The sequence below is a fragment of the Natronocella acetinitrilica genome, assembly GCF_024170285.1.
GTDB lineage: Bacteria > Pseudomonadota > Gammaproteobacteria > Nitrococcales > Aquisalimonadaceae > Natronocella > Natronocella acetinitrilica.
Genome location: NZ_JALJXV010000002.1, coordinates 473,136 through 497,678, shown reverse-complemented (window position 1 = coordinate 497,678; position 24,543 = coordinate 473,136). Strand labels below are relative to the sequence as shown.

23 protein-coding genes are annotated in these 24,543 nt (G+C 63.0%); 19 read left to right on the top strand and 4 right to left on the bottom strand.

What is annotated here, in order from left to right:
- Positions 1-37: 37 nt before the first annotated feature.
- Both J2T57_RS05590 and J2T57_RS05585 read right to left on the bottom strand, forming a co-directional pair.
- Positions 38-1,465, bottom strand: coding sequence for a hypothetical protein (locus J2T57_RS05590; RefSeq protein WP_253475493.1), 1,428 nt, complete (start codon positions 1,463-1,465; stop codon positions 38-40).
- A 97-nt stretch (positions 1,466-1,562) separates the two neighbouring features.
- Positions 1,563-2,408: an SAM-dependent methyltransferase gene (locus tag J2T57_RS05585; protein WP_253475490.1), complete on the bottom strand. Its 846-nt coding sequence runs from the start codon at positions 2,406-2,408 to the stop codon at positions 1,563-1,565.
- A 111-nt stretch (positions 2,409-2,519) separates the two neighbouring features.
- On the opposite strand from J2T57_RS05585, the gene puuE reads away from it, so the two are divergent.
- From puuE to J2T57_RS05565, 4 genes are all read left to right on the top strand, one after another.
- Positions 2,520-3,464 carry an allantoinase PuuE gene (gene puuE, locus J2T57_RS05580; protein WP_253475487.1) on the top strand — a complete coding sequence of 315 codons (945 nt, stop codon included), beginning with the start codon at positions 2,520-2,522 and terminating at the stop codon, positions 3,462-3,464.
- On the top strand, positions 3,457-4,491 hold the full coding sequence (gene alc / locus J2T57_RS05575; RefSeq protein ID WP_253475484.1) for an allantoicase: 1,035 nt from the start codon (positions 3,457-3,459) through the stop codon (positions 4,489-4,491). Before puuE ends, alc begins: the two co-directional genes overlap by 8 nt.
- Positions 4,488-4,982: an ureidoglycolate lyase gene (locus tag J2T57_RS05570; protein WP_253475481.1), complete on the top strand. Its 495-nt coding sequence runs from the start codon at positions 4,488-4,490 to the stop codon at positions 4,980-4,982. The genes alc and J2T57_RS05570 overlap by 4 nt, the downstream gene beginning before the upstream one ends.
- A gap of 327 nt (positions 4,983-5,309) precedes the next feature.
- Positions 5,310-5,774, top strand: a complete 465-nt coding sequence (locus J2T57_RS05565) for a universal stress protein (protein WP_253475478.1) — start codon at positions 5,310-5,312, stop codon at positions 5,772-5,774.
- A gap of 1 nt (position 5,775) precedes the next feature.
- Here the strand turns inward: J2T57_RS05565 and J2T57_RS05560 are convergent, their stop codons facing one another.
- Positions 5,776-6,375, bottom strand: a complete 600-nt coding sequence (locus J2T57_RS05560; protein ID WP_253475475.1) for a glutathione S-transferase family protein — start codon at positions 6,373-6,375, stop codon at positions 5,776-5,778.
- 136 nt (positions 6,376-6,511) lie between these two features.
- Between J2T57_RS05560 and J2T57_RS05555 the strand changes: the two genes are divergently transcribed.
- The 12 genes from J2T57_RS05555 (at position 6,512) to J2T57_RS05495 (ending at position 20,900) form a co-directional block, all read left to right on the top strand.
- Positions 6,512-7,576, top strand: a complete 1,065-nt coding sequence (locus tag J2T57_RS05555) for an efflux RND transporter periplasmic adaptor subunit (RefSeq protein ID WP_253475472.1) — start codon at positions 6,512-6,514, stop codon at positions 7,574-7,576.
- Between the two features lie 3 nt (positions 7,577-7,579).
- A complete protein-coding gene (locus J2T57_RS05550; RefSeq protein ID WP_253475470.1) occupies positions 7,580-10,762 on the top strand; it encodes an efflux RND transporter permease subunit in 3,183 nt (1,060 codons plus the stop codon).
- Between the two features lie 569 nt (positions 10,763-11,331).
- Positions 11,332-14,847, top strand: a complete 3,516-nt coding sequence (locus tag J2T57_RS05545) for an RHS repeat domain-containing protein (protein ID WP_253475468.1) — start codon at positions 11,332-11,334, stop codon at positions 14,845-14,847.
- Between the two features lie 25 nt (positions 14,848-14,872).
- A complete protein-coding gene (locus J2T57_RS05540; protein WP_253475466.1) occupies positions 14,873-15,763 on the top strand; it encodes an RHS repeat-associated core domain-containing protein in 891 nt (296 codons plus the stop codon).
- Complete coding sequence (locus tag J2T57_RS05535; RefSeq protein ID WP_253475464.1) at positions 15,760-16,272, top strand: hypothetical protein; 513 nt, start codon at positions 15,760-15,762, stop codon at positions 16,270-16,272. The genes J2T57_RS05540 and J2T57_RS05535 overlap by 4 nt, the downstream gene beginning before the upstream one ends.
- Before the next feature lie 1,025 nt (positions 16,273-17,297).
- Positions 17,298-17,753, top strand: a complete 456-nt coding sequence (locus tag J2T57_RS05530) for a hypothetical protein (protein ID WP_253475462.1) — start codon at positions 17,298-17,300, stop codon at positions 17,751-17,753.
- Between the two features lie 25 nt (positions 17,754-17,778).
- Positions 17,779-18,645 carry an RHS repeat-associated core domain-containing protein gene (locus tag J2T57_RS22135; protein WP_301289143.1) on the top strand — a complete coding sequence of 289 codons (867 nt, stop codon included), beginning with the start codon at positions 17,779-17,781 and terminating at the stop codon, positions 18,643-18,645.
- Between the two features lie 10 nt (positions 18,646-18,655).
- A complete protein-coding gene (locus J2T57_RS05515; protein WP_253475460.1) occupies positions 18,656-18,892 on the top strand; it encodes a hypothetical protein in 237 nt (78 codons plus the stop codon).
- 161 nt (positions 18,893-19,053) lie between these two features.
- The gene (locus J2T57_RS05510; protein WP_253475458.1) at positions 19,054-19,551 is read left to right on the top strand and encodes a hypothetical protein; all 498 of its coding nucleotides are present in this window, start codon (positions 19,054-19,056) and stop codon (positions 19,549-19,551) included.
- Between the two features lie 491 nt (positions 19,552-20,042).
- Positions 20,043-20,246, top strand: coding sequence for a hypothetical protein (locus J2T57_RS05505; RefSeq protein ID WP_253475455.1), 204 nt, complete (start codon positions 20,043-20,045; stop codon positions 20,244-20,246).
- The gene (locus J2T57_RS05500; RefSeq protein WP_253475452.1) at positions 20,243-20,650 is read left to right on the top strand and encodes a hypothetical protein; all 408 of its coding nucleotides are present in this window, start codon (positions 20,243-20,245) and stop codon (positions 20,648-20,650) included. Before J2T57_RS05505 ends, J2T57_RS05500 begins: the two co-directional genes overlap by 4 nt.
- Positions 20,651-20,675: 25 nt before the next feature.
- Positions 20,676-20,900 (top strand): RHS domain-containing protein, encoded by a 225-nt coding sequence (locus tag J2T57_RS05495; protein WP_253475449.1) that lies wholly within the window; start codon positions 20,676-20,678, stop codon positions 20,898-20,900.
- A 27-nt stretch (positions 20,901-20,927) separates the two neighbouring features.
- Here J2T57_RS05495 and J2T57_RS05490 read toward each other — a convergent pair whose 3' ends face one another.
- Positions 20,928-22,232, bottom strand: a complete 1,305-nt coding sequence (locus J2T57_RS05490) for a Glu/Leu/Phe/Val family dehydrogenase (protein WP_253475446.1) — start codon at positions 22,230-22,232, stop codon at positions 20,928-20,930.
- Positions 22,233-22,324: 92 nt separating this feature from the next.
- Here J2T57_RS05490 and J2T57_RS05485 point away from each other — a divergent pair, with 92 nt between their 5' ends.
- The 3 genes from J2T57_RS05485 (at position 22,325) to J2T57_RS05475 (ending at position 24,313) form a co-directional block, all read left to right on the top strand.
- Positions 22,325-23,251 carry a YihY/virulence factor BrkB family protein gene (locus tag J2T57_RS05485; protein WP_253475444.1) on the top strand — a complete coding sequence of 309 codons (927 nt, stop codon included), beginning with the start codon at positions 22,325-22,327 and terminating at the stop codon, positions 23,249-23,251.
- Entirely contained in the window at positions 23,248-23,562 is a 315-nt protein-coding gene (locus J2T57_RS05480; protein ID WP_253475441.1) for a hypothetical protein, read from the top strand. Before J2T57_RS05485 ends, J2T57_RS05480 begins: the two co-directional genes overlap by 4 nt.
- A 214-nt stretch (positions 23,563-23,776) precedes the next feature.
- Positions 23,777-24,313 (top strand): REP-associated tyrosine transposase, encoded by a 537-nt coding sequence (locus J2T57_RS05475; RefSeq protein WP_253475438.1) that lies wholly within the window; start codon positions 23,777-23,779, stop codon positions 24,311-24,313.
- Positions 24,314-24,543 lie beyond the last annotated feature (230 nt).

Here is a 24,543-nt window from a genome sequence, read left to right as displayed (position 1 = left end):
GACAACCAGCGTCTCCACCAGCAGCCCGGCCATGGCGTCACCAATCGCTGCCGATCAGCTCGTCCTGCAGCAGTTGTGCCTGATTCAGGAATCCGGCGTAGAACGCCGCGGTGGCCTGGGCGACGTCGTCGTCCTCCTCCCAGGCGTCCGGCGGTGCCAGCTGCTTGCCGCTGCTGTAAGCGTTTCCGCTGCCGACAAGAAATGCGGTCACGGTGCGGGTGCGCAGGGTGTCATCAATGATGGCGCCATCGCCGTGATCCACGGTGCGAGCCAACTCGCCCATGGGCATCTGGTAGTGCAGGGCACCAAGTACCATGCGATCCACTGCTTCACCGATAGAGTCCGTTAGCCCTTCCCGGTCGTCGCTGAGGAAACTGCTCAGATCGCTGCTCTCCCGGGTGAAGGCAAAGCCGCCGGTAAGGTGGTGGATGAAGCGCCATTGCGCCGCAACGTCCACGTCGCCATCGGCGCTGGCGCTGCCATCCTCGAAGCTCACAGCCTCCGGCAGCCCCCAGTCCTGGACCAAACCGCCATCACCGACGATGGCTTCCACCATGTCGGCAGTGCGGTGGAACAGCTCCTCGGCCCGGTCCGCATCCCCATCGAAGAAATACAGCACTTCATAGAGAGCCTTGTGGCCGCGGATCAGCGAGCCCAGTTCATCCAGCTGCCAGGTGGTACCGCTACCGAAATCGTAAACGCCGGCGTCATCGTCCCAGGCGGCGTCCAGGGTGTCGGCAAAGGCGTGGGCCATGTCCACCAGATCGTCCGGCGTATGGTGCATCCAGGCTTCGAGCTGGTCTTCGTCCACGAGGCCCATATCGCCTTCGCCATCGGATTTGCCATGGCGGATCCAGGCATACGCGGCGCCATGCCAGGCATCCAGGCCATAGGCGAGTTCGGTGCCGTCGACGTCGTCATCGTCGTTGAGCCCGAAGTGGCCGTCCTCGTGGTAGGCGTCAAGCATTTGCGCGGTGAGCATGGACAGCATTGCCGCCGGCTGGAAGACAAGATCGTCCTCCAGATCGTGGGCGGCAAAGCGCCCGCCGCTGTGGTGCATGTGGTAGATGTACATGCCGTCGGCGAGGGTCGCCATCGACGCGTCAGAATCCGTGGCGGCGCCATCCGCATGACCGCTCATGAGCCGGTCCTCGTCCATGTAGCCGGCCTGCACCGAATCCAGCAGCGCCAGCCAGCGCTTGCCTACCGATTCCATGGGGGCCTCGTCCAGCCCCGGTTCGTGGCGCTCGTGGCCCATTTCCGCGGCCCGCATGTTGCGGCCCACCACGGTGAGCGCCGCCATGGCGGCAACGGCGTCGCTGGTCTGGGCCTGGTCATCGTCCCGGACGGCTTCGCCATCTTCGTCCAGCCCGGCGGGCACGGTGATCATGTCGGCGTGGGCGACGGTACCAAGACCCAGCGCCATCCCCCCGATGAGCAGTGACGTGCGTTCGAGTGTTCGCATGTGTTCGCTCCCGGTTGCAAAAATGACGGCCGCAGGGGCTCGACCGCCCCCGCGGCCGGTACAGTCATGGGGACAGGAATACGCAATAAGGGTTCACTCAATCTGGAAAATCGGGTTTGCGAAACAAGTAGATACCCCAGTGCAGAAGGCCCTGCTGACCGCCGGCGATCCAGTGCCGAAGCCCTTCCGCCATGCGTTCAAGGTACTCGCTGCTGATGTCCTGCTGCAGGCTTTCGCGCTGGGTAATCAGGGCCTCGAGCACTGCGCCGTAATGCCGCGCGACCATGTCGGAGTGATCGTCGTAGCGCAGCAGCCGCATGCCGAGGCCGGCCAGGGTCTGTTCGTAGAATTCCCGGGAGCCCATGGATTGCAGCTGCAGACGGGCCAGTATGGGCTCCAGCCCGCCTCTGGCGTCGTCTGCCTGCATGGGGTCGGTAAAGATCAGGTGGCCGCCGGGTTCCAGGACCCGAACCGCCTCGGAGAGCACCCGTGGCCGATCTCCGCTGTGGAGCAGCGCGTCCTGGGACCACACCACGTCGATGCTGCCGTCGGCGATGGGCACATCCTCGAAGCTGCCCTCCAGCACCTGGATGCGATCCTCCAGATTCTGCTGGTCCGTCAGCCGCAGGTTACGGGTATTCTCCCGGTGGCTGATGTTCAGCGCGGTGACCCGGCAGGCGTATTCCCGGGCCAGCCAGCGGGCGCTGCCGCCGTAGCCCGCGCCCAGGTCGAGAATGTGCTTGTCGGCGTCCAGAGCCGGCAGCATTGCTGCCATGGCGGCAATGGTCCGTCGGCTGGCGCTGTAGATGTCGACATCGTCGCGGCCGTACAGCCCCAGGTGAATGTCTTCCCCGCCCCATAGGCGGCGGTAGAAGTTGTCCGCATCAGCGGTGTCGTAGTAGTTGCGTGCGGTTCTTGCGGCGCGCCGTCTTTGCTCAGTCATCGTTTCACTATTCATTCTTGACGCAGGGCGTGCAAGTGCCCGCGTTGCCGTGCTTGACCCATCACCTGTATACATTGAGTCATGGATAATCACCGGGCGGAGGTCCCGCGCATGCAGTCAGACTATCCCCGCGACCTTGTTGGCTACGGCGCTTCGCCGCCTGATCCCCGCTGGCCTGGTAGTGCGCGAGTGGCGGTGCAGTTCGTGCTGAACTACGAGGAGGGCGGCGAGAGCTGCGTGCTCCATGGCGATAGCCATTCGGAACAGTTTCTCTCCGAGATCATCGGTGCCCAGGCCTATCCGGACCGGCACATGAGCATGGAGTCCATCTACGAGTACGGCTCCCGGGCGGGCGTCTGGCGGATCCTGCGGGAGTTCCAGCGGCGGCAATTGCCGCTGACAGTCTTCGGCGTGGGTATGGCGCTGGAACGCCATCCCGAACTGACCCGTGCCTTCCATGAGGCCGGCCACGAGATCGCCTGTCACGGTTGGCGCTGGATTCACTACCAGGATGTGGACGAAGCCACCGAGCGCGAACACATGGCCCGTGCGGTGGAGGCCATCACCCGTCTCACCGGAGCGCCACCGCTGGGTTGGTACACCGGGCGCGACAGCCCGAACACTCGCCGTTTGGTGGTGGAGCATGGCGGCTTTCTCTACGACGCAGACAATTATGGTGACGACCTGCCGTTCTGGACCACGGTGACCACCCATGCCGGCGAGCGGCGCGGGCATCTGGTGGTGCCCTATACCCTGGACAGCAACGACATGCGTTTCGCCACCCCCCAGGGCTTTAACACCGGCGAGCAGTTCTTCACTTATCTCAGGGACGCCTTCGATGTGCTCTACGCCGAGGGCGCGGAGCAGCCGAAGATGCTCTCCGTGGGCCTGCATTGCCGCCTGATCGGCCGCCCCGGGCGCTTCCGCGGGCTGCAACGCTTCCTCGACCACCTGGAAGCCCATGATCGGGTCTGGATCGCACGCCGTGTGGACATCGCCCGCCACTGGGTCGAACATCACCCCTTTGATGCCCAACAGGGAGCAACGCATGTCTGAACAGGCCATCCAGGCGCCAGCGGTGGAACTGCCGGAGTTCGCCCGGGCGCGGGTCAATCTGGCGGATGCGAGCCTTGGCGCCGAGGCGCTGGCTTGCAGTGACGAGTTCTTCGCTGATCGGCAACGCATGTTGAATCCCGATCCGGCCGTCTTCTATCCCGACCGTTACGACGAGCATGGCAAGTGGATGGATGGCTGGGAGACCCGCCGCCGGCGCAATGGCGGGCACGACTGGTGTGTGGTGCGCCTGGCCCTGCCGGGGGTGATTCTCGGAGTGGACCTGGACACCAGCTTTTTCACGGGCAACTACCCGCCGGCCGCGTCCATCGAAGCCTGCTGCAAGCCCGATGGTGAACCTGCGGAGAGCGACTGGCAGTTGCTGGTGGCATCCACCAGCCTGCAGGGCGACAGCCACCGCTTCATCGCCGTGGATCACGACAATCCCGTGACCCACCTGCGCTTGCACATCTATCCCGATGGCGGCATCGCAAGATTGCGGGTCTATGGCGACCCCTGGTGTGACTGGTCGCGCAAGCCGGCGGATCAGCTCTACGACCTGCTGGCCCTGGAGCACGGCGCGCGGGCCATCGCCTACAGCGATTCCCATTATGGCCATCCCATGCGCCTGTTCCGCCCCGGGCGCGGGCTGAACATGGGCGATGGCTGGGAGACCCGGCGCCGGCGCGAGCCGGGCAACGACTGGTGCATTCTGCAACTCGGCCATCCGGCGGTTATCGAACGGGTCGAACTGGACACCGCCCATTTCAAGGGCAACTACCCGGACTGCTGCTCCATACAGGCGGCCCTGGTGACCTGGGGCACCGATGAATCCCTGATCACCCAGAGCATGTTCTGGGATACCCTGCTGCCCGAGCAGCCTCTGCAGGCGGACAGCATCCACAGCTTCACGGAGTTGGCATCCGGCATCGGTCCAGTGAGCCATGTGCGGCTGAACGTTATTCCGGATGGCGGCGTCAGCCGCCTGCGGCTATGGGGTCGTCTGCATCGTGGGGAGGAGGGCGCATGAGAACACTGACAGCGAAGCCGCTCACCCGTGATGCCTTCGAGCCTTTTGGTGACGTTATCGAGACCACCAGCGCGCCGGAGCGCTTCCCCATCAACAACGGCTCCACCATGCGCTACCACGCGCTGGCCGGCGTGGAACTGAAGGGTGACGACGCCCGGGGCATCGTCAGCATCTTCCGCGGCCAGCCGTTCGCCTTTCCCGTGACCCTGCAGCTCATGGAACGCCATCCCCTGGGCAGCCAGTGTTTCGTACCCATGCGCGGAGAGCGGTTTCTGCTCGTGGTGGCGCCACCGGTGGATGTATTCGGCGTCGATGACCTGCGGGCCTTCATCACCAACGGCAGCCAGGGCGTGAATTACCGCGCCGGGGTGTGGCATCACCCCTTGTTGTCGCTGGACCGGGTGTCGGATTTCCTGGTCGTGGACCGTGCCGGCAGCGGCAACAATTGCGACGAGCGCGAGCTGCCGGAGAAGGTGCGGGTGGTGATGTAGCGCCGGATCGGTGCGTTACGCGCTGCGCGCTAACACACCCTACGGGTTGGATCGGGGAACCGCGGCCGGCGCACCGGACCGCGGTTTGCGCCTGTGGCCTTGGGGGCAACACCACCGCCGTTGTGGTGCGTTACGGCCTTCGGCCTTACACTCCCTACGTGTGGCTGTGCCCGCTGTAGGGTGTGTTAGCGCGCAGCGCGTAACGCACCGATCCGGCGGCGGTTCAGGCTCCTGCCGTTCCCCGACCCGACCATCATTGACCTGCATCAAGCTGTCGCGGACCCTCGCCTGTCCTAATGTGCACATCCCCCTCCAGGAGGCTGCACCATGTCCACCATCAAGAATATCGTCGTGCCCTGTGATGGCTCCGAACACGCAGCCCAGGCTGCCGTCCACGCCGCCATGCTGGCCAAGGCCTTCGGTGCCAAGTTGCACCTCGTGCATGTATTTCCCGGTTCACCGGCGGAGCTGATCGGCATGCCCGGGGCTTCCGCCCAGATGGTGGGCGTGGGTCGTTTCGACGAAAAAACCTTCCGCCGCATGTGGGATGACGCCGCAAAAGCCAGCCTGGAGGCCGCTCACAAGGCGCTGGGTGAGGCAGGGGCAGATGCCAAGGCGGTGAAGCTGTCCGGCGACCCGGCGGACGAAATCATCAAATTCGCCCACGGGCTGGATGCCCCCGCCATCGTCATCGGGCCACGGGGCCTTGGCACCGTGCGCGGCATGCTGCTGGGCAGCGTATCCAACCGCGTGGTGCACAAGGCCAAGTGCCCGGTGACCGTCGTCCACTGACTCAGGCCGGGGCGGTAATCCGGAAGGACGGGCGCATGTTCAGATCGGCCAGCCAGCCCGCGAGACCGGGGTGGGCCGTCGTCCAATCCAGTTCGGGTATTCTGAAAGACAGATACGCCAGCGCCGTACCAACTGTGATGCAGGCCAGATCTGCCACCTCGCCGGCTGCCTGGGGGCGCTGCTTCTCCAGTGTTTCGATGCCGCGCTGGATGCCGTTCATGCGGCGCTTCTCGAAGTCTTTCGGTATGTTCGCCGCCATGCAGAATTTGCGGGCAATCACGAGCTGCACGGTGGAGTCGATCAGACCGATGCCCAGGCCAGCCTGCGCCAGGGTTTCCGCATAACGGTCTTCCGGAATCAGTGCCGGTTGCGGAAACCGGTGCTCCAGGTAGTTCGCGATCAACAGGGTCTCTGTCAGCTGCGCCCCCTCGTCCGTGACCAATGTGGGCACTCGCATGATCGGGTTGTGGGCACCAAGTTCCGGGTCATCGTCCCAGGGGCTGACCTGCTTCTCGGTGATCTGGGCGGTCAGGTGCTTTTCCATCAGTGTCAGGCGAACGACCCGCGCATAGGGCGAGGTGGGGCTGAAGTAGAGGTTCATCGCTGTCTGGAGCCTCGGTCCGTGGTATCAGTGAAAGGCATGATGTGACAGTGTAGCAGGGAGGTTTGCCATGCCCGCTGCCCGGCGGTGGGATCTTACCGGCCTCCTGTGTTTCCTACTCGAGATGAGCAGCAGAATGCGCCAACGTCCAATGCTGGGTGCCTTGATCCTGGTCGCTGCCACGTGGCTGCTCAGTGGTTGCGGGAATGATGCCGAGGCAGAAGCCTCTGCGAACGCTGAAGGGCCCCGAGGCACGCCGGTGGCCGCCATCGAGATCACCCCGCGGGATCTCTCCCGCACCCTGTCCGCCTCCGGCACGGTGGAGCCGCGGGTGCGTATTCGTCTGGCCAGCCGTACCGCCGGCACCATCGACGATGTGCTGGTGGAAGTCGGCGATGCCGTGGAGCAGGGGCAGGTGCTGGCGCGGATGGATGTGTCCGAGGAGCGGGCGGAACTGGAGCGCGCCCGTGCCCAGGCCGATGAGGCGCGAGTCAACTACCAGCGCACCGCCGAGTTGCGCGAACGCGGCGTGGCAAGCCCGGCAGAGTACCAGCGGGCGCTGTCCGAAGTGCGGGTGGCGGACAGCGAGCAGTCCCTGTGGGAGACGCGGGTCGCCTTCGGCCGCGTCACGGCACCCCGCGACACCGTGGTCACCGCGCGCTACGTTGAGCCGGGCGAGGCCGTGCAGGCGCAGGAGACCCTGTTCGAGCTGTCGGCCATGGATGCACTGGTGATCCGGCTTGGCGTATCGGAGCTGGATATCGCCCATCTCGAGCCGGGGCAGACGGTTCCTGTGCAACTCGACGCCATGCCTGACAACCCGCTGGAAGCCAGTATCCGCCGTATCGATCCGGCGGCGGAGCCCGGCAGCCGCCTGGTCATGGTGGAAATTGCATTGCCCGCCGACGCGGCGGAGCAGGGTGTTCGGCCGGGCTACCTGGGCCGGATTCGCATGGCCATCGACCGCCGCGCCGACGTGCTTGCCGTGCCTGCTGCCGCTATCGGCGAGGACGGCGACAAGCGCTATGTTTACGTGATCGAGGACGAACAGCTCCACTACCGCGAGATCGAGCCCGGTGTCACCCGCGGCCCCTGGCGGGAAGTGGTCTCCGGGCTGGAGCCGGGGGAAGTGGTGCTCGCCACCAACCCCATCGACATGCAGGACGGCCAGGCGGTGCGCATCGTCGGCTGGCGGGGGTAGGCCATGAGCAGCAGGGACGGCGGCGTCAGCCCGCGTGGCATCACCAGTACCGCCATCCGCCGCCCCATCGGCACCCTGGCCATAGCCTCGGTGGTGTTCGTGCTGGGGCTTTTCTACTTCGACCGCCTGCCGGTGGACCTGCTCCCCAACGTGGAATACCCGCAGATCCGCGTCACGGTGAACTACCCCGGTGCGGCCCCGGAGGTCATGGAGCAGCAGGTCACCCGCGTGCTGGAGCGCAACCTGGCGGCGGTGGAAAACCTGGTCACCATCGACAGTCGCGCCTCCCAGGGCCGCACCAACGTCAACCTGATCTTCGAGCTGGGGACCAACCTGGACCTCGCCATCCAGGACGCGGCCCGCTACATGGAGCTGGCCCGCACCCAGCTGCCGCTGGATATCGAACCGCCCCGCCTTTACAAGTTCGACCCGGCCCAGGACCCGGTGTGGCAGGCGGGCTTCAGCTCCAGCGTGCGCTCCGAGGTCGAGGTGCGGGACTGGGTGGAGAACCAGCTCGCACCCCAGCTCATCGCCATTCATGGTGTGTCTGGCGTGGAGGCGGCGGGCGGCATGGTGCGGGAGGTGGAGGTGATCGTCGATCAGGACCGGCTGCACGCCTACGGCCTGGGCATGCAGCACCTGGTCACTGCGCTGCAGGACGAGAACGTCGACATCGCCGCCGGCTGGATGACCTCCACCACCTTCGATGTCATGGCCAAGACCGACGGCATGTTCACTTCGGTGGACGACATCCGCCAGGTGCTGCTGGACCTGCCCGCCAACAACGCCCGCCGCATTCCCCTGTCCGAGGTGGCGGAGATCCGAGATGGCCATCGGGAGCAGCGGGTGCTGGCGCGGCTGAACGGGACGCCCTCGGCCCAGGTGTCGGTTTTCAAATTGCCCGACGCGAACACCGTGGACGTGGTGGACTCGGTGAACGACACCATGGCGCGGCTGGAGCGCTCCGGCTTCCTGCCGGCGGACATCCAGTACGAGACCGTGAGCGACCCGGCGTTTTTCATCCGTGGCTCCATCAACTCCGTAGCCAGCGCCGCCATCCTCGGCGGCGTGCTGGCCATGCTCATGGTGTTCATGTTCCTGGGCAGCCTGCGCAAGAGCTTTGTCATCGGCCTGTCGATTCCCATCGCGGTGATGGCCACCTTCGCCATGATGGGGGCCGGTGGCCTGACCCTGAATATCATTAGCCTGGGCGGGCTGGCCCTGGGCGTGGGGCTGCTGCTGGACAATGCCATCGTCATGCTGGAGAACATCTACCGGCACCGGGAGCGGTTGGGCAAATCCCCCGACCAGGCCGCCCACGACGGCGCCCGGGAGGTGGTCTCCGCCATCACCGCCGGCACGCTGACCAACCTGGCGGCGGTGCTGCCCTTCCTGCTCATCACCGGGCTGGCGGCACTGGTGTTCCGGGATCTGATCCTCACCATTTCCTTCGCCATCATCGCCACGCTTGCCGCCGCCGTCACCCTGGTGCCCATGCTGGCGGCGCTGCTGGGGGCGGTGCGCTTTGAAAGCGGCCTGCAGCGCTCGCTGCCGCTACGGCTGTTCAACCGGTTCATCGCCTGGTTGCGACGGGTCTACCGCCGGGCATTGCCCCGGATACTCCGCCTTCGCTGGGCGGTGGTCGCCGTGGCGGCACTGCTGTTCGTGGGCGCAACCCAGGTGCTGGACGAACTGGGTAACGAGTTCCTGCCGGTGGTGGATGACGGCAACGTGGACGTGCGGGTCTGGCTGCCGCCGGGCACGCCGCCTGACGAAACCGATGCCGTGGCCCGCGCCGCGGAGGAGACGGTGCAGGGCATGCCCCATGTGGAGAGCATGTTCACCATCGTCGGTGGGCATCTCTCCGGCGGGGTCATCAACGAGCGCCCCGGCACCATCCGCAGTTCCGTGCAACTGGCGCCGCTTGCCGACCGGCCCGACATGAGTGCCGGCCGCTGGGTGGCGGAGGCCCAGTCCCGGCTGGAGGCGCTGGATCTCCCCGGTGCCCGGGTCAGCGTACGCCCGCCGCGCATCGACGGCCTGCGCTTCACCACCCGGGGTGATGATTTCTCCATCGGTGTCATGGGGGAAAACCTGGAGCAACTGCAGGGCAAGGCGGCGGAGATCCTGACGCTGCTGGAGGGCATTCCGGGTCTTGAGGGTGTGGAGATCGGCCGCGAGGACCAGAGCCCGCTGATGCGGGTGTCGGTGGATCGCGCCCGGGCGGCGGACCTTGGCCTGCGCGTGTCCGATGTGGGCCGTGCCGTGCGCGACGCGGTGGACGGCGCTGTGCCCACCCAGTACATGACGGCCAACCGCGAATACGACATCCGCGTGCGCCTGCCCAGCCACCAGGTCGAGGACCCCGACGCCCTGGGCGACCTCATGCTGTTCCGCAACAATGGCGTGCCGGTGCGCCTGCGGGACGTGGCCAGTTTTACCCTGGGCGAGGGCCCGGCCCACATCGAGCGGGAGAACCAGAGCCGGGTGGTGCGCGTGAACGGCGACCTGAACACCGAGATCGCTGATGTCGGCAGCATCATGGCCACCGTGGAACAGCGCATGGCCGGGCTGGAAGTCCCCGACGAGATCAGCCTGATCTACGGCGGCCAGTGGGAGACCATCCAGGAGACCAACCGCGAGATGCGCATGGTCATCCTGCTTGCGGTGTTCCTGGTGTTCGTGGTGCTGGCGGTGCAGTACGAGCGGCTCAGCAACCCGCTGGTGATCATCACCGCCGCACCGCTGTCGCTGATCGGCGTGGTGGGGCTGCTGTGGCTCACCAGCACACCGGTCTCCGCGCCGGTGCTGATCGGCATGATCCTGCTCATCGGCATCGTGGTGAACAACGCCATCCTGCTGGTGGAGTACATTGAAATCGGGCGGCGGGAGAAGGGGCTTTCCGTGTCGCGGGCGGTGGTGGCCGCCGGCACCATCCGCCTGCGGCCCATCCTCATGACCACCTCCACCACGGTGCTGGGCATGCTTCCCCTGGCCATCGGCATCGGCGAGGGTGCGGAGATCATGCGCCCGCTGGCCACTGCTGTGGTGGGCGGCCTGTCCGTCTCCATGCTGCTGACCCTGGTCGTGGTGCCCTGCCTGTACCTGATTCTCGGCGGCTTCGCCGAACGCCTGAAAACCTGGCTGACGGGGCGGACGCCGCAGACTGCCAAGATCGGAGCCTAGCGTCCCGAAGCAGAAGTTCGCTGCATTTCTGTTGCGGGACACGAGCCAGCGCCGCGCATCTCGATGGTGCCGCGTCGACTTTTTTTGTGACGCAATTCACAAATTGCACCGAAGTAATAGAGACAACAGGCCGTCTTCGGTCTAAACGATTTAGTAGGAATCCAGTTGCGCTATCGGATAGCACTCACTGGAATTGGGCCGGAAACGACTGGCCCCACACAAGGAGGTGGACCATGAAGACCCCCCGCACGCTGTGGCTTTGCGCCGCCATAACTGCTGGCTTTCTGCCGGCAGCGCTCGCTTCTCAGTCTGTTGAGATTGCTCCCGACGCCGGAAGTAACCCGAACAATCGCTCCGGCCAGGCGGACTTTGTTCCGCATGAACGGGCACGCCCATCCGAGGGAGGGGTCGTAACCGCCCCACGCACCCCCAATGTCAGGCAGTCGCTGGAGCGGGCTCCACGGCCGCTGACCCCGAGAGACCTGCCGCGACGCTAGAGCAAGCGTTGGCAGCGCCTGCTCCGGTATCGCCCTGCTTCGCTCTGACATTCCGATGAATCTTGTAAATTCATGGAGGAATCTACAATGCGCATGCGCCATGCCCTTGCCCTGTGCCTTCTGGCTCTCCCCGTCCACGTTGCCGCGGATGACAGCGACGACCCGCTGCCTTCGGCATCAATCCGAGACTACTATGAAGAGCCCGGCCTGAACCCCCATCGGGATACCCGGAACGACAGCTTCAACGAACAGATAGACCCCTTCTCGGGGAGCCTGCAACTGTCCTTCACCGATCTCGTCATTCCCGGCAATGGTGGCTTCGATATCGAGATCAAGCGTACGTATACGCACGTTCAGGGTTCGCTGCCGCCATATTCACCCTACGGCACCGGCTGGACGATGCACTTCGGGCGAATCGTTGTCGGCAACCTGCATAGCTCCAAGGTCTGTGTTCAACAGCAGTACGCCATCAGCGTGAAGGACAACCCCATGCTGGAGCTGCCGAGCGGTGAACGCCACCTACTGGTTCTGGCCGTCCCCGAGCTAGAGGATCTTTACCTGGTGACCAAGAGCATGTGGCGGGCCGACTGCAACAGCACCGGCGAGGTCATCACCGTCGTCTCGCGGGATGGGATGCGCTATCGCATGGATTTTCGGAAGAGCGTGGTCGACGAAACGCATTTCTATCCAACCAGAATCGAGGACCCGAACGGCAACTGGATGGAGATCGCCTACTCGCAGACGACATCCGGTTACATCATCATTGATGAACTGCAGACCAGCGACGGCCGCGTCGTCACCTACAGCTACACCGACGAAGATGAGGATACGGTTCGCCTGGCATCGATCTCAGCGCACGGACAAACCTGGACGTACGACTACACCCAGATATCCGAAACCCTGGTGCCGTACCAGCAGCTCACCAGCGTCATTCGCCCTGACGGTACAAGCTGGGAATTCGACTACTACGGACTCATCACCGACGGCTCTGCCGGCTCGTTTGCACTACAGCGCATGACCTACCCCTGGGGTGGCGAAGTCAGCTATGGGTATGACGACGTGCAGTTCGAGGCCGGTAATCCCGACAGCATCACCACCGTAGTCTCGCAGAAGGAGCAGAGTGGGCGGGATGTGCCCACTGACCAGTGGAGCTACGCCTATGTGCCGGCCTACGCGTCTTCCTCTGCCTATGACGAAACCACCGTCGAGGGCCCCTACGAGACGCGCATCTACTACCACTACGGATACAACAGCGTCAGCGCCGGCTCGGTGTGGCGGATCGGGTTGCGGGATTTCGAGCAGGTACTGGATGAAAACGGCGTGCTTATCGAGCAGATCGAGAACACCTGGACCGGTTTTCAGATTTCAAATGAAAACTATTGGCATGGCCGGGACACCCAGAAGATCGACCCGCATACCCTTGCGCCTCTGCTTGTCCAAAGCTCGCATTTCCGAAACGATGACGACGGCTGGGTCGGCGTGACGACCAGTTACGACGATTACCTCAGTTCATTGGTGCCGCAGACGGTCACTGAGACCGGCACCCTGGTGGAGTATCCAGAGCGGACCACCCTCTACACCTACGAGTCGAATACGCAGACATGGATGCTCGACCTGGTGACATCCGAGACGGTGATTGGTCCGAATGAGGACGCCTGGACCATCAACCGATCATTCGATAACGCCGGGAACATGATCTCGGAGAGTGTTTACGGCGTCGAGACCACGTACACCTTCACCGCCGACGGCGATGTCGCCACACAGACGGATGCCAACAACAACACGACAACGTTCAGTAACTACTTCAGGGGGGTGGCGCAGTCGGAACAGCACCCGGAAGGCATCACCATCTCCCGAACCGTCAACCCCACGGGCACCATCGCCAGTGAAACCGACGGCCGCGGCAACACCCGCACCTTTACTTGGGATGGGCTCAATCGGCTCACCGGCATCACCTACCCCGTCGGCGCCCCGGTATCCATCAACTACGGGCCGACAGGGAAGACACTGACCAGAGGCTCTCTGAGCGAGACGCAGGAATGGGACGGCCTGCGGCGAGTTGTCACGGAGACGACGCAGGACATCAGCACCAGTGACTCGGTGGAGATCACGCGAACTTTCGATGCGCGCAATCGCGTCACCTTCGAGTCGTACCCCAATAGCTCGTCGGGCACCACTTACGCGTTCGATGTGTTCGACCGGCTGACACAGGTGACCCATGCCGATGGCTCGTTCCGGGTGTATCAGTACCCACTCGCCTACGAACGAGTCGAAATCGACGAGAACTTGCAGCAAACCTATTTCCTACAAGCCATCTACGGCAGCTTCGACGAACAACCCTTGATTCACTACATTGAGTCGCCCGAAGGCATCGCGACAATCATCGATCGGGACGCTGTTGGCCGACCAGTCAGCGTCTTCCAGGGGCAACAGGGCGGTACGGGCCTCACCCGCAGTTACGATTACGACAGCCGCGGCTTTCTCGTCGAAGAGTTCCACCCCGAGACCGGCGACACCGTGCTCGGCTACGATGCCGTGGGCAACCTCACGTCGCGGCAGATTGGCAGCAACGGCGTTGTGGAGAGCTTCTCCTACGACGGCCGGGATCGCCCCGTGGAGATGTCGTATTCCGATGCCACCCCCACCACCAGCAAGGCCTACGACGCCAACGATAATCTGGTGACGTTGATGCATGGCGATGTTGCACGAGACTACACCTACGACGCCGCCGACAATCTCGTGGAGGAAACCCTGCAGGTGGATGGCCGCGCCTACACGGTCGCCTACCTCATCGACAACCTCGACCATATCGCCGCAATCACCTACCCCAGCGGGCGCATGGTGGACTTCGCCCCCAATGCGCTGGGCCGGGAAACCCAGGCCCTGCCCTACGTCACCGCCGCCGCGCACCACCCCACGGGGCTCGTCAGCCAACTGACGCTTGCCAACGGCGCCCAGGCCACCACCACGCTGGACAACCGCCAGCGCCTCTCAAGCATTCAGGCCACGGCCCCGGGCGGAGTGGCGGCAGACCTCGGCTACCAGTACGACAATGGCCTGAACGTCACCGGCATCACCGATGGGCTGGATAGTCAGCGTAATCGCGCCATGGCCTACGACGGCGTCAACCGCCTGACCAGCGCCCAGGGCGTGTGGGGCAGCGATAGCATCGCCTACGACCACCGTGGCAACATCACCCTGCGGCAGATCAATGGCGACACCCAGGAGTACATGTACTCCAACAACAGGCTCGCCATCCGCACCTTCCCCGACACCTTCCATGCCTTCAACTACGACGCCCGGGGCAACGCCACGGCCGACGGCCAGGCCCTCTACGCCTATGACGGCGCCGGCAACCTCGTGAGCGCCGACACCGGCGCGCAGGTTATCAGCTACCTCTACGACGGCGCCGGCCTGCTGGTGCGCAGCACCCGCGCCGGGCAGAGCACCGACCGCGTCTACGCCGACAGCGGCCTGCTGCTCGGCGAGTACGACCTGGGTGGTGGCTTTCGGGAGTACGTGCACATCGGCACCCAGCCGGTGACCCGCATCGAGGACGCCACCACCGAGGTTGGCCTCGCCGACTGACGCCCCGTTCACGGAGGAACGTACAATGCGAACCATCACCACCCTGCTGCTGGCGGTGCTGCTCGGCACTACCCACGCCCTCGGCGCCACGGAGACCGTCACCTACTACCACAACGACGCGCTGGGCTCGCCGGTGGCCGCCACCGACGAGGCGGGCGACGTGCTCTGGACCCAGGACTACGACGCCTGGGGCGTGACGCTGCAGTCCCACGACAACCGCCGCTGGTACACCGGCGCCGAGCGCGATGAAGACACCGCGCTCACCTACCTGCAGGCGCGCTGGTACAGCGCGGCTATCGGGCGCTTTCTCGCGCTTGATCCAGTGGACTTCCACGACAGCAACATCCACAGCTTCAACCGCTACGCCTACGGTGCCAACAACCCCTACACTTACGTGGACCCTGACGGCAATATCCCCATCCCGGCGCTGGTCTGGGGTGCGGTGAAGGTCGCGGGATACGGACTTGCGGCCTATGATGCGTATCAGGCGTACCAAGGCAGTGGAGCCACGGGAGCCGCCGCTGCCGCCGGGATCAACCTCATTGGCAGACCCGCCCGGGCCGGCAGGGCTGTGGCGGATGGGGCGAGGAGAACGATAGGCCTGGAGGGGCGAGGACACAGGCCTCGACTCGGCGAGCGGACCATGCAGGGACAGGTAGACGCGGCTACTCAAGCCGGAAATCCAACAGTGCAACGTGGTGGTCGAGATTTATTCCGTCTGCGGTCCAGTGGCCATGGCTACTCTGGCGCTACGGCCACCCCTCAGAATATTAGAAGAGTTACGCCCGGTGGAAGAGTGTTTGCTGGGAAAGGTGCTGACAGACCTGTCACACGGAGAGATATTCGCGAACTCTATAAGGCGCAAACTGGGCAAGGCACGAGCACACTTCGAACAAGGTCCATGAGGAAAGAATGAGTACCACGATTGGCCTTGGCTACTGTTCTCAAAAGAATGCAGATATTTTCCCTGCTGCTTTAAAGGTAGCAACCAGCTTCGGATACGGCTTACTGGACGGTATAGTCTATGCGGAACCTGATGTGGTGGCTGGCTTGAGTGGTGTTAGCAGAATTGAAGGGTGGGACAAAGTTTTATTTCTGCAAGCGCCGAGAAAAGGAACGGTTGCACTCGCCTTCGATATACATAACGAGCTAATAGACTTTGAGGTGAAAGGTGTGCGTCCAAAGTTTTTCGATTTTCTAACGGAAGTGGTGTCAGTTTGCTCTGTAGAATGCGATAAGTTAGCCATATTCTTCGCCGGTGAATGGTCACGTGGGGATAGGGTTCGTTACACGTATGGAACCGTGAACGATCTTATCTCCCTTCTGTCCCTGCCTGGCAATTGGGGTTTTAGATATTTGTGTTTGGAGACAGGGCACATGCAGGATTCTGATGATGTTCCACTCGTATTTGACTTGAAGTTTTAATTAAGTGGGCGTATTTCTTATGTGATATTTATGATTATTTTTTTGCGCTAGATGATTGGTTGTTTTAATTCTAACAGTCAATTTTTGGAAGTCTGCTGATGAAAAAGATATTCTGAATTAAAAAGGACGTAGAGATCATTAAATATGGTGTTGTTTATGGTCTGCACAACGGTTATCTCTCTGAAGCGATCTTCTTCGAGTTAAGAAGCGCTAATATTAAGTTTCTTTTTGAAAATATGTCCGGCGGCGAGAGTATATTTTGCCAGCCTTTTTCTCAGAGCAGCCCGCGAGGACCTGGGAATCGACCTGCTGGCAGGCAGTTGGAATACGACACGCCCAGCGGAAGAAGGCACGTGCAGCATCAGCTTCAGGACCGGAATCATGGCCCTCACTGGGAGGCATGTAGGTCGAAACCAGGTGGGCAGACGGACCCGGCTGGTCGCCCTCGTTTAAGGAACGATAAGACTCGCATTGATGAGAGGCCGTAGGGCAATGCGCGGGCCAGACAGCAGGCTTCAGCTTGCAAAGCGTCGGAATCAGCGAAAGCAGGCGCTTCCCGCCTTCGTTGAGGGCCTGCGGAGCGTGGTGGGCCTCGGGCTCGATATTGAGTCTCGCCTGCTTTCTTTGGAAGATTCCGCAGATTATGAGCAGAGACTCCAAGGTTAGTTTGAGCAACTCCGGTTAGTGTCTGCTTTGGAAGAAGTCAAAACGAGAGACATAAGCCGGTTTTCCGAGGAAGTTACGCGTTTCTTCCATCAGTCGGAGCATGAGCTATTCGCGGTATTTCTCTGCCATTGGTTGCAGGTCGGTGGGATAAAGTTGACCGGGCGAGAGCTTCTCCGGTGTCATACCTCTCTGCTCGACTGGGATGGGGATACGGTGCTTGGAGGTGCTGACGATCTGGGCAAGGTGTTCCTGTTCGACGTCACCAGGGAGGAATCTGGAGGGACTCGATATGAAGTTGCTCACTGGACGGCAACACCGCAGGCTTAAAACGCCTTCTGAATCCCCTGGCAGGTATCGCTATGACCAGCGCCCAGGGCGTGTGGGGCAGCGATAGCATCGCCTACGACCACCGTGGCAACATCACCCTGCGGCAGATCAATGGCGACACCCAGGAGTACATGTACTCCAACAACAGGCTCGCCATCCGCACCTTCCCCGACACCTTCCATGCCTTCAACTACGACGCCCGGGGCAACGCCACGGCCGACGGCCAGGCCCTCTACGCCTATGACGGCGCCGGCAACCTCGTGAGCGCCGACACCGGCGCGCAGGTTATCAGCTACCTCTACGACGGCGCCGGCCTGCTGGTGCGCAGCACCCGCGCCGGGCAGAGCACCGACCGCGTCTACGCCGACAGCGGCCTGCTGCTCGGCGAGTACGACCTGGGTGGTGGCTTTCGGGAGTACGTGCACATCGGCACCCAGCCGGTGACCCGCATCGAGGACGCCACCACCGAGGTTGGCCTCGCCGACTGACGCCCCGTTCACGGAGGAACGTACAATGCGAACCATCACCACCCTGCTGCTGGCGGTGCTGCTCGGCACTACCCACGCCCTCGGCGCCACGGAGACCGTCACCTACTACCACAACGACGCGCTGGGCTCGCCGGTGGCCGCCACCGACGAGGCGGGCGACGTGCTCTGGACCCAGGACTACGACGCCTGGGGCGTGACGCTGCAGTCCCACGACAACCGCCGCTGGTACACCGGCGCCGAGCGCGATGAAGACACCGCGCTCACCTACCTGCAGGCGCGCTGGTACAGCGCGGCTATCGGGCGCTTTCTCGCGCTTGATCCAGTGGACTTCCACGACAGCAACATCCACAGCTTCAACCGCTACGCCTACGGTGCCAACAACCCCTACACTTACGTGGACCCTGACGGCAATATCCCCATCCCGGCGCTGGTCTGGGGTGCGGTGAAGGTCGCGGGATACGGACTTGCGGCCTATGATGCCTATCAGGCGTACCAGGGCAGCGGAGCCACGAGAGCCGCCGCTGCCGCCGGTGTCAACCTCATCGCCAGACCCGCCCGGGCCGGCAGGGCTGTGGCGGATGGGGTGCGGGGAGCAAGGACACTGACTGCTCCCAGAGCGAGAGGTAACCCTAATACTGTTCCAGAGCGCGGCCCCATCTATGTTGACTCGAAGGGGAACGCGATACCCACTCCTCCTGGTGGGAGGATAACCGGCTCGCCGGACGGCCGCTTTATCCAAGCGAGGGATGCGGCAGGGAATCCTACAGGAGTCCGCATCGACGGACCGCACAGGCCTGCATCGCATCCAGACCCCCGGGCTCAGCAACCACACGGGCACGTTCCGGGTGTGACCAACTCGGATGGCACGCCGTGGCTACCGATTAGGAAATAGGAGCGCACTCATGACCGAGCCCACTTGGGGAGACACCGTTCGCATCAAGTTGAGTGCTAAGCCGGAGCAACGGCCAGGTGTGTTTGCCTCGGTATGCGGTCTCCGACAGGTCGAGACAGAAGTGCAAGCTCAGCAACTTGGCTATCCGGTCGGCACGACACTTTACCTCGTTGAATATGGCGATGGCGTGGCTGTGGAAGTGCCGTCAGCCATAATAGAACTCATGGAGGGTGACGAGTCGAATTGAGGGAGGCACGCCTACGACGGATCGATGCAGGGGAGTGCACACCACCCGAGGAGGGCCGTAACTACGACGCCAGGCACAAACAGCCCCCGGACACCGAGTGGCGCCACTCCACAAGGTACAAAGCAACAGAGACGTGCTGCCAGTCACTTCGAGCAAACACCATGACAACCACGTCAAGATTACAAGCCATTCTAGGTGAATGGCTTGTGAATATGACTCTGGCCTCTTTCGAGTTCTCGGCTGGATTCCGGGTCCAGTTTGAAAGCCGAGAAACGGACGAAATAGATAGGCCAAAAGTCATGATTTTAGAGATTAAATCCATGTCCCATATAGGAGAAATAGATGAGTGGAATAATCTCGTTGAAAGTCTCCCCAAAGCATCGCGACGAACAGAACGGCACGAACCAGCCTTTGCTTATGGACTGATGCTGTTGGTCGGCGTCACTGTCAATGCAGTCCGGGTGGAGCAGGACAGCACCTTGATAATCGAGACGAGCGACGGTGAGTCCATTACGATCGCGGGTCGAGACGATGTATGGGAGGAGAGCTGGATATTGGCTGAACCTGAAGACGTCGCGGGCGTTGCTGCTAAATTCGCTGCTTGTGATTCTCAGGGGGCGATATCGTGTAGCTTGGACTCACCGTGGAGAAGTTGTTGAGAGATCGCATGTCAGGCCTGCAAGAATAGAGGCTCCACCTGAGCCGCCGCTGCCGCCGGTGTCAACCTCATCGGCAGACCCGCCCGGGCCGGCAGGGCTGTGGCGGATGGGGCTCGGGGAGCAGGGACGGGTTTCCGTGGAAGTAGGGGCTTCGAGTTAAGCAACGCACCATACCAAGCGGTACGTAATTCACCGACGACCATTGGAGGGCGTCGGTATAGTGGACACGCTCTCGATCAGATGCAGAACCGTGGCCTCATGCCATCGGTCGTCGAGAATACGGTCCGTACTGGCACGACATTCCGCACCCGGGCTGGAACGGCTGGATACTTCGATGCGGCCAACAACGCTCGTGTGATTACCGATAATGCCACCGGTAGGGTGGTGACAGTCATTCCAGGTGCGCCATGACAACAGATTCCAGGAGTCGAGCTCGTCTCTTTCACGAAGCAATCAAACGAGCGTTGCTGAAAGAGTGGGACCCAATTGGCGTGAGCGAGATTACGGAAGCGCAGGATGAATACGACTCCTACGTGCCGACGATCTACAAGATGCTGATCTTGCGGAAACCACGGCATGAGGTCGTCGATTATCTCTGGTGGCTTGAGACTGAGCACATGGGCCTGACTGGCGATCGCCAGGCAACCGAGAAGTTTGCTGATCGGCTAATGAAGATCCCCGATGAGGTTGAGTGATAACGGTAAAGCTCCGGCGGGCAACCGCCGGGGCTTTCTGGTTCGAGCCTCTTCCACCGTCACCGCCAGCATGTCTGCATGACACGCACGCTCACCGGAGTCTGGATATCGAACCCGGTGGCGGCGAGCCAGTCGCCGCGCCTAGCATCACGAGAAATCCGTGTGTAACGCAACGGCGTGAATACGTCAGCGCTTCCTTCAACTACGACGTCCGGGGCAATGCCACCGCCGACGGCCAGGCTCTCTACGCCTATGACGGCGCCGGCAACCTGGTGAGCGCCGACACCGGCCTGCTGCTCGGCGAGTACGACCTGGGCGGCGGCTTTCGGGAGTACGTGCATATCGGCACCCAGCTTGTGAGCCGCATCAAGGATGACACCACCGAGGTTGGCGTCGACGACTGACGCCCCTTTCACGGAGGAACGTACAATGCGAACCATCACCACACTGCTGCTGGCGCTGCTGCTCGGCGCCACGGAGACCGTCACCGACTACCACAACGACGCGCTGGGCTCGCCGGTGGCTGCCACCGACGAGGCGGGCGACGTGCTCTGGACCCAGGACTACGACGCCTGGGGCGTGACGCTGCAGCCCCATGACAACCGCCGCTGGTACACCGGTCCCGAGCGGGATGAAGACACCGCGCTCACATAGGGCTACGCGCCATCAAACGTGTGCCAGTCAGTCTGGTCCATGATCATGGCCGCGACGCATGATGCCGGCCGCGATGCGCTTCATGCCCTGCAGGTAGGCGGCGGTGCGGTAGCTCACCCCTTCTTCGTTCGCGAGGGCGAATACCCGGTCTGCCTCCTGCTCAATCCGCGCGCGCAGCCGCTCGTTGACCGTGGCCTCGTCCCAGTAGTCGCCGGTGCGGTTCTGAATCCATTCCAGATAGCTCACGATCACGCCGCCGGTATTGGCCAGCACGTCCGGCAGTACGGGCACGTCGCGCTTTGCGAGTGCGGCGTCCGCCTTGCTGGTGACGGGGCCGTTGGCGATCTCGAGGATGGCGCTGGCGCGTACGTCATCCACGTTGTCCTCGTGAATCTGGTCCTCCAGGGCGGCCAGCACCAGCACGTCCACGTCCAGCGCCAGAAGCGCCTCCTGGTCGATGGCCTCGGCCTCGTCCGCCAGGCAGGTCACGGAGTCGTCGCAGTAGACCAGTTCCTGCAGATTGATGTTGCGGGTCTTCTCCTTCCAGATGCGGTCCGGGTCCAGCCCCTTGCGATTGAGAATCGCCCCCTTGGAATCGGACAGGGCGACGATGGTGTAGCCGTCTTCCTTCGCCAGCCGGGCGAAGTGGTAGGCGGCGTTGCCAAAGCCCTGGATGGCGATGGTGAGATCTTCGGGCTTGCGCTCCATGCGCCGGGCCCAGATGTTCAATACCTGCAGCGCGCCCCGGCCGGTGGATTCGACCCGGCCCAGGGAGCCACCCAGCTCCACCGGCTTGCCGGTGATGACGGCGGGTGTCTTGGCCCGGGCGATGGCGTCGTACTCGTCCGACATCCAGCCGATGACCGTGGGGTTGGTGTTCACATCGGGGGCGGGGATGTCCCGATCCGGGCCGATCACGTCGGCGATGGCGCGGATGTAGGCGCGGGACAGGCGTTCGAGCTCCAGCCGCGACAGCTTCTTGGGGTCGACCTGCACGCCGCCCTTGCCACCACCGTAGGGCAGGCCCACCACGGCGCACTTGATGGCCATCCAGAAGCTCAGGGTGGTGACTTCCATCAGGTCTACGTCGGGGTGAAAGCGTATGCCGCCCTTGGCGGGCCCGAGGGTGGTGTCGTACTGCACGCGCCAGCCGGTGAACACCCGCAGCTCTCCATTGTCCATGCGTACCGGCACACTGACCTGCAGCGACAGGGCCGGCTGCGCCAGCCGCTCGCGGACGTCGTCGTCGACTGCCAGGCGCTTGAAAATTTCCTCCAGCCGGGAGCTGGCGTCGTCGAACAGGTCAGTGGATGTGTGAGGTGTCGAGGGCATGGGGTCATCCTGTGGCAAGCTGTGTATTCTGCCTTCCGCCGCTTGTGCAGCGCGGGCGGCTCTGATGCGGGCGATATGGGGTTTAGCCAATCATGCCTGACTTGACCGCGGTGTCCCGGGTTGGTTTCTACTGGTATGCCATCCTGCGGGACACCATCAGCCTGTGGCTGGAGCGCAATGCCTTTGCGGCCGCGGGCTCGTTGGCGTTTTACACGCTGTTCTCGCTGGCGCCGGTGGTGATTATCGCGGTGACCATGATCGGCTTGATTTTCGGTGAGGACGCGGCCCAGGGTCAGATCGTCGCCCAGCTCGAGAGTGCCATCGGTGAGGATGCCGCCAGCGCAGTGGAAGGGGCCGTGAACCAGTCCCGCATGGAAGAGGCCGGGCTGCTGCCGACGATCATCGGCGTGGGCGCGCTGATCATTGGCGCCACCACGGTATTCGCGCAAATGCAGAACTCGCTGAACGGGATCTGGAACGTGGTCGCCAAGCCCAGCCGCAGCGGCATCCTCATCTTCGTCAAGAACCGGGCGCTGTCGCTGACCATTGCCCTGTCCATCGGCTTCGTGCTCATGGTGTCGCTGGTGTTCGGCGTGGCGCTGCGGGCGGTCATCAATTTTGCGGGGGACTGGATCCCCATCCCCGGCCAGGTATTGAGCGGTTCCGAGTTCGTCATCTCCCTGGTGATGATCTCACTGCTGTTCGCGGCCATCTTCAAGGTGCTGCCGGACGTAGTGCTGAGCTGGCGGGACGTGATGCTGGGGTCGGTGGTCACCGCGCTGCTGTTCTCCCTGGGCCGCTACGGCATCGCCACCTATCTCGCCTACACCGCCCCGGCGTCCGCATACGGCGCTGCGGGCTCGCTGGTTTTACTGTTGCTGTGGGTATACTACTCTTCGCTGATTCTCATGTTTGGCGCGGCGTTCACCAAGGTGCACCTGCTGGCCCGGGGCAAGCCCATCATTCCCCGTAACCTGGCGGTGCGGGTGCGTAACGAGATCGTGGAGGAAACAGAGTGAACACGGTTCAACAATCGTCACCTTCGACCGGTGGCGGGCGTCTGGGCAACGGCTTGAGCCTACTGTTCGAGGGTGCGGCGCTGTTGCTGGCGCTGATGGCGGTGCGGTTGACCCTGGGCTGGCCCTGGGGCACCCCGGCGGAGGGCATCTGGCCGGGTCTGCTCACCGCCATCATCCATCTGTTCGTGGCCACGTTTGCGACGTTGCTGCTGACGCTGTATGCAAGCGGTCGCGTAATTCTGCGTGCGGTTATTCTGGGCCTGGGTTATCTGGGTGCCGTTTACGCCTTGTTGCATGTGTTTCTGGGGTAGGTGTTTCTGGGCATGGCGAAAGTAGGGTTTGGTGCGTTACGCGCTGCGCGCTAACAGCACCCTACGGCGGGCACGGACCGGCGTCGCGGGCACGGCCTAATGTAGGGTGCTGTTAGCGCGCAGCGCGTAACGCACCGTATGCTGCAATTATAGAGACCGAATTGGGCGCTGATGGATCGGCGTCTGTGGCAAATAAACGGCAAGGAGGCCAAGCATGCCCAACTATCGCCGTGCGCCGATTCCTGGCGCCAGCTACTTCTTTACCGTGGTGACGCACCGGCGGCGGCCTGTTTTCGAAGATCTCGCCGCTATCAACGCCCTGCGCACGGCCTTGCGCATCGTCAAGTTAAATCACCCGTTTCACATTGACGCCATGGTGGTGCTGCCGGATCACGTGCACGCCATCTGGACACTGCCTGGTACGGACGGTGATTTCTCCAGGCGCTGGCGGTTGGTGAAGGGGCGTGTCTCCCGGGCCATCGGGCAACTGCCGGCCCAGGACGTATCGCGTCGCCGACGCCGTGAGAGAACCCTTTGGCAGCGACGCTACTGGGAACACCTGCTGCGGGACGATGACGATTACCGCCGACACATGGATTACATCCATTACAACCCGGTGCGGCACGGGCTGGTCACAAGCCCCATTGATTGGCCGTACAGCTCGTTCCGTCACCTCGTACGGGCTGGGATCTACCCCGCCGATTGGGGCGCCTCGGAGCCAGCGTCGGTGGCGGGGATGTGTTTCGAGTGAGGTGGGGCCGCCACCGCCGAATCGGTGCGTTACGCGCTGCGCGCTAACACACCCTACGGCGGGCACGGCCAAACGTAGGGTGTGTTAGGCCGAAGGCCGTAACGCACCGATCCGGCAGTGGTGTTGCCCCCAAGGCCACAGGCACAAACCGCGGTCCGGTGAGCCGCTCATGGACCGTATGCGAGAGGGACCTCGCATACGAGCCCCCATGGACGGGTTTACGGCGTGTC

Bases quoted from the DNA above. Each gene is read 5' to 3' on its own strand.
- J2T57_RS05485 (WP_253475444.1), top strand. From the start codon at position 22,325: ATGCCTGACTTGACCGCGGTGTCCCGGGTTGGTTTCTACTGGTATGCC.
- J2T57_RS05540 (WP_253475466.1), top strand. From the start codon at position 14,873: ATGCGAACCATCACCACCCTGCTGCTGGCGGTGCTGCTCGGCACTACC.
- J2T57_RS05545 (WP_253475468.1), top strand. From the start codon at position 11,332: ATGGAGGAATCTACAATGCGCATGCGCCATGCCCTTGCCCTGTGCCTT.
- J2T57_RS05530 (WP_253475462.1), top strand. From the start codon at position 17,298: ATGACCAGCGCCCAGGGCGTGTGGGGCAGCGATAGCATCGCCTACGAC.
- J2T57_RS05585 (WP_253475490.1), bottom strand. From the start codon at position 2,408: ATGACTGAGCAAAGACGGCGCGCCGCAAGAACCGCACGCAACTACTAC.
- J2T57_RS05565 (WP_253475478.1), top strand. From the start codon at position 5,310: ATGTCCACCATCAAGAATATCGTCGTGCCCTGTGATGGCTCCGAACAC.
- J2T57_RS05495 (WP_253475449.1), top strand. From the start codon at position 20,676: ATGCGAACCATCACCACACTGCTGCTGGCGCTGCTGCTCGGCGCCACG.
- J2T57_RS05590 (WP_253475493.1), bottom strand. From the start codon at position 1,465: ATGCGAACACTCGAACGCACGTCACTGCTCATCGGGGGGATGGCGCTG.
- J2T57_RS05555 (WP_253475472.1), top strand. From the start codon at position 6,512: ATGCGCCAACGTCCAATGCTGGGTGCCTTGATCCTGGTCGCTGCCACG.
- J2T57_RS05490 (WP_253475446.1), bottom strand. From the start codon at position 22,232: ATGCCCTCGACACCTCACACATCCACTGACCTGTTCGACGACGCCAGC.
- J2T57_RS05535 (WP_253475464.1), top strand. From the start codon at position 15,760: ATGAGTACCACGATTGGCCTTGGCTACTGTTCTCAAAAGAATGCAGAT.
- J2T57_RS05475 (WP_253475438.1), top strand. From the start codon at position 23,777: ATGCCCAACTATCGCCGTGCGCCGATTCCTGGCGCCAGCTACTTCTTT.
- puuE (WP_253475487.1), top strand. From the start codon at position 2,520: ATGCAGTCAGACTATCCCCGCGACCTTGTTGGCTACGGCGCTTCGCCG.
- J2T57_RS05570 (WP_253475481.1), top strand. From the start codon at position 4,488: ATGAGAACACTGACAGCGAAGCCGCTCACCCGTGATGCCTTCGAGCCT.
- J2T57_RS05515 (WP_253475460.1), top strand. From the start codon at position 18,656: ATGACCGAGCCCACTTGGGGAGACACCGTTCGCATCAAGTTGAGTGCT.
- J2T57_RS05510 (WP_253475458.1), top strand. From the start codon at position 19,054: ATGACAACCACGTCAAGATTACAAGCCATTCTAGGTGAATGGCTTGTG.
- alc (WP_253475484.1), top strand. From the start codon at position 3,457: ATGTCTGAACAGGCCATCCAGGCGCCAGCGGTGGAACTGCCGGAGTTC.
- J2T57_RS05550 (WP_253475470.1), top strand. From the start codon at position 7,580: ATGAGCAGCAGGGACGGCGGCGTCAGCCCGCGTGGCATCACCAGTACC.
- J2T57_RS22135 (WP_301289143.1), top strand. From the start codon at position 17,779: ATGCGAACCATCACCACCCTGCTGCTGGCGGTGCTGCTCGGCACTACC.
- J2T57_RS05560 (WP_253475475.1), bottom strand. From the start codon at position 6,375: ATGAACCTCTACTTCAGCCCCACCTCGCCCTATGCGCGGGTCGTTCGC.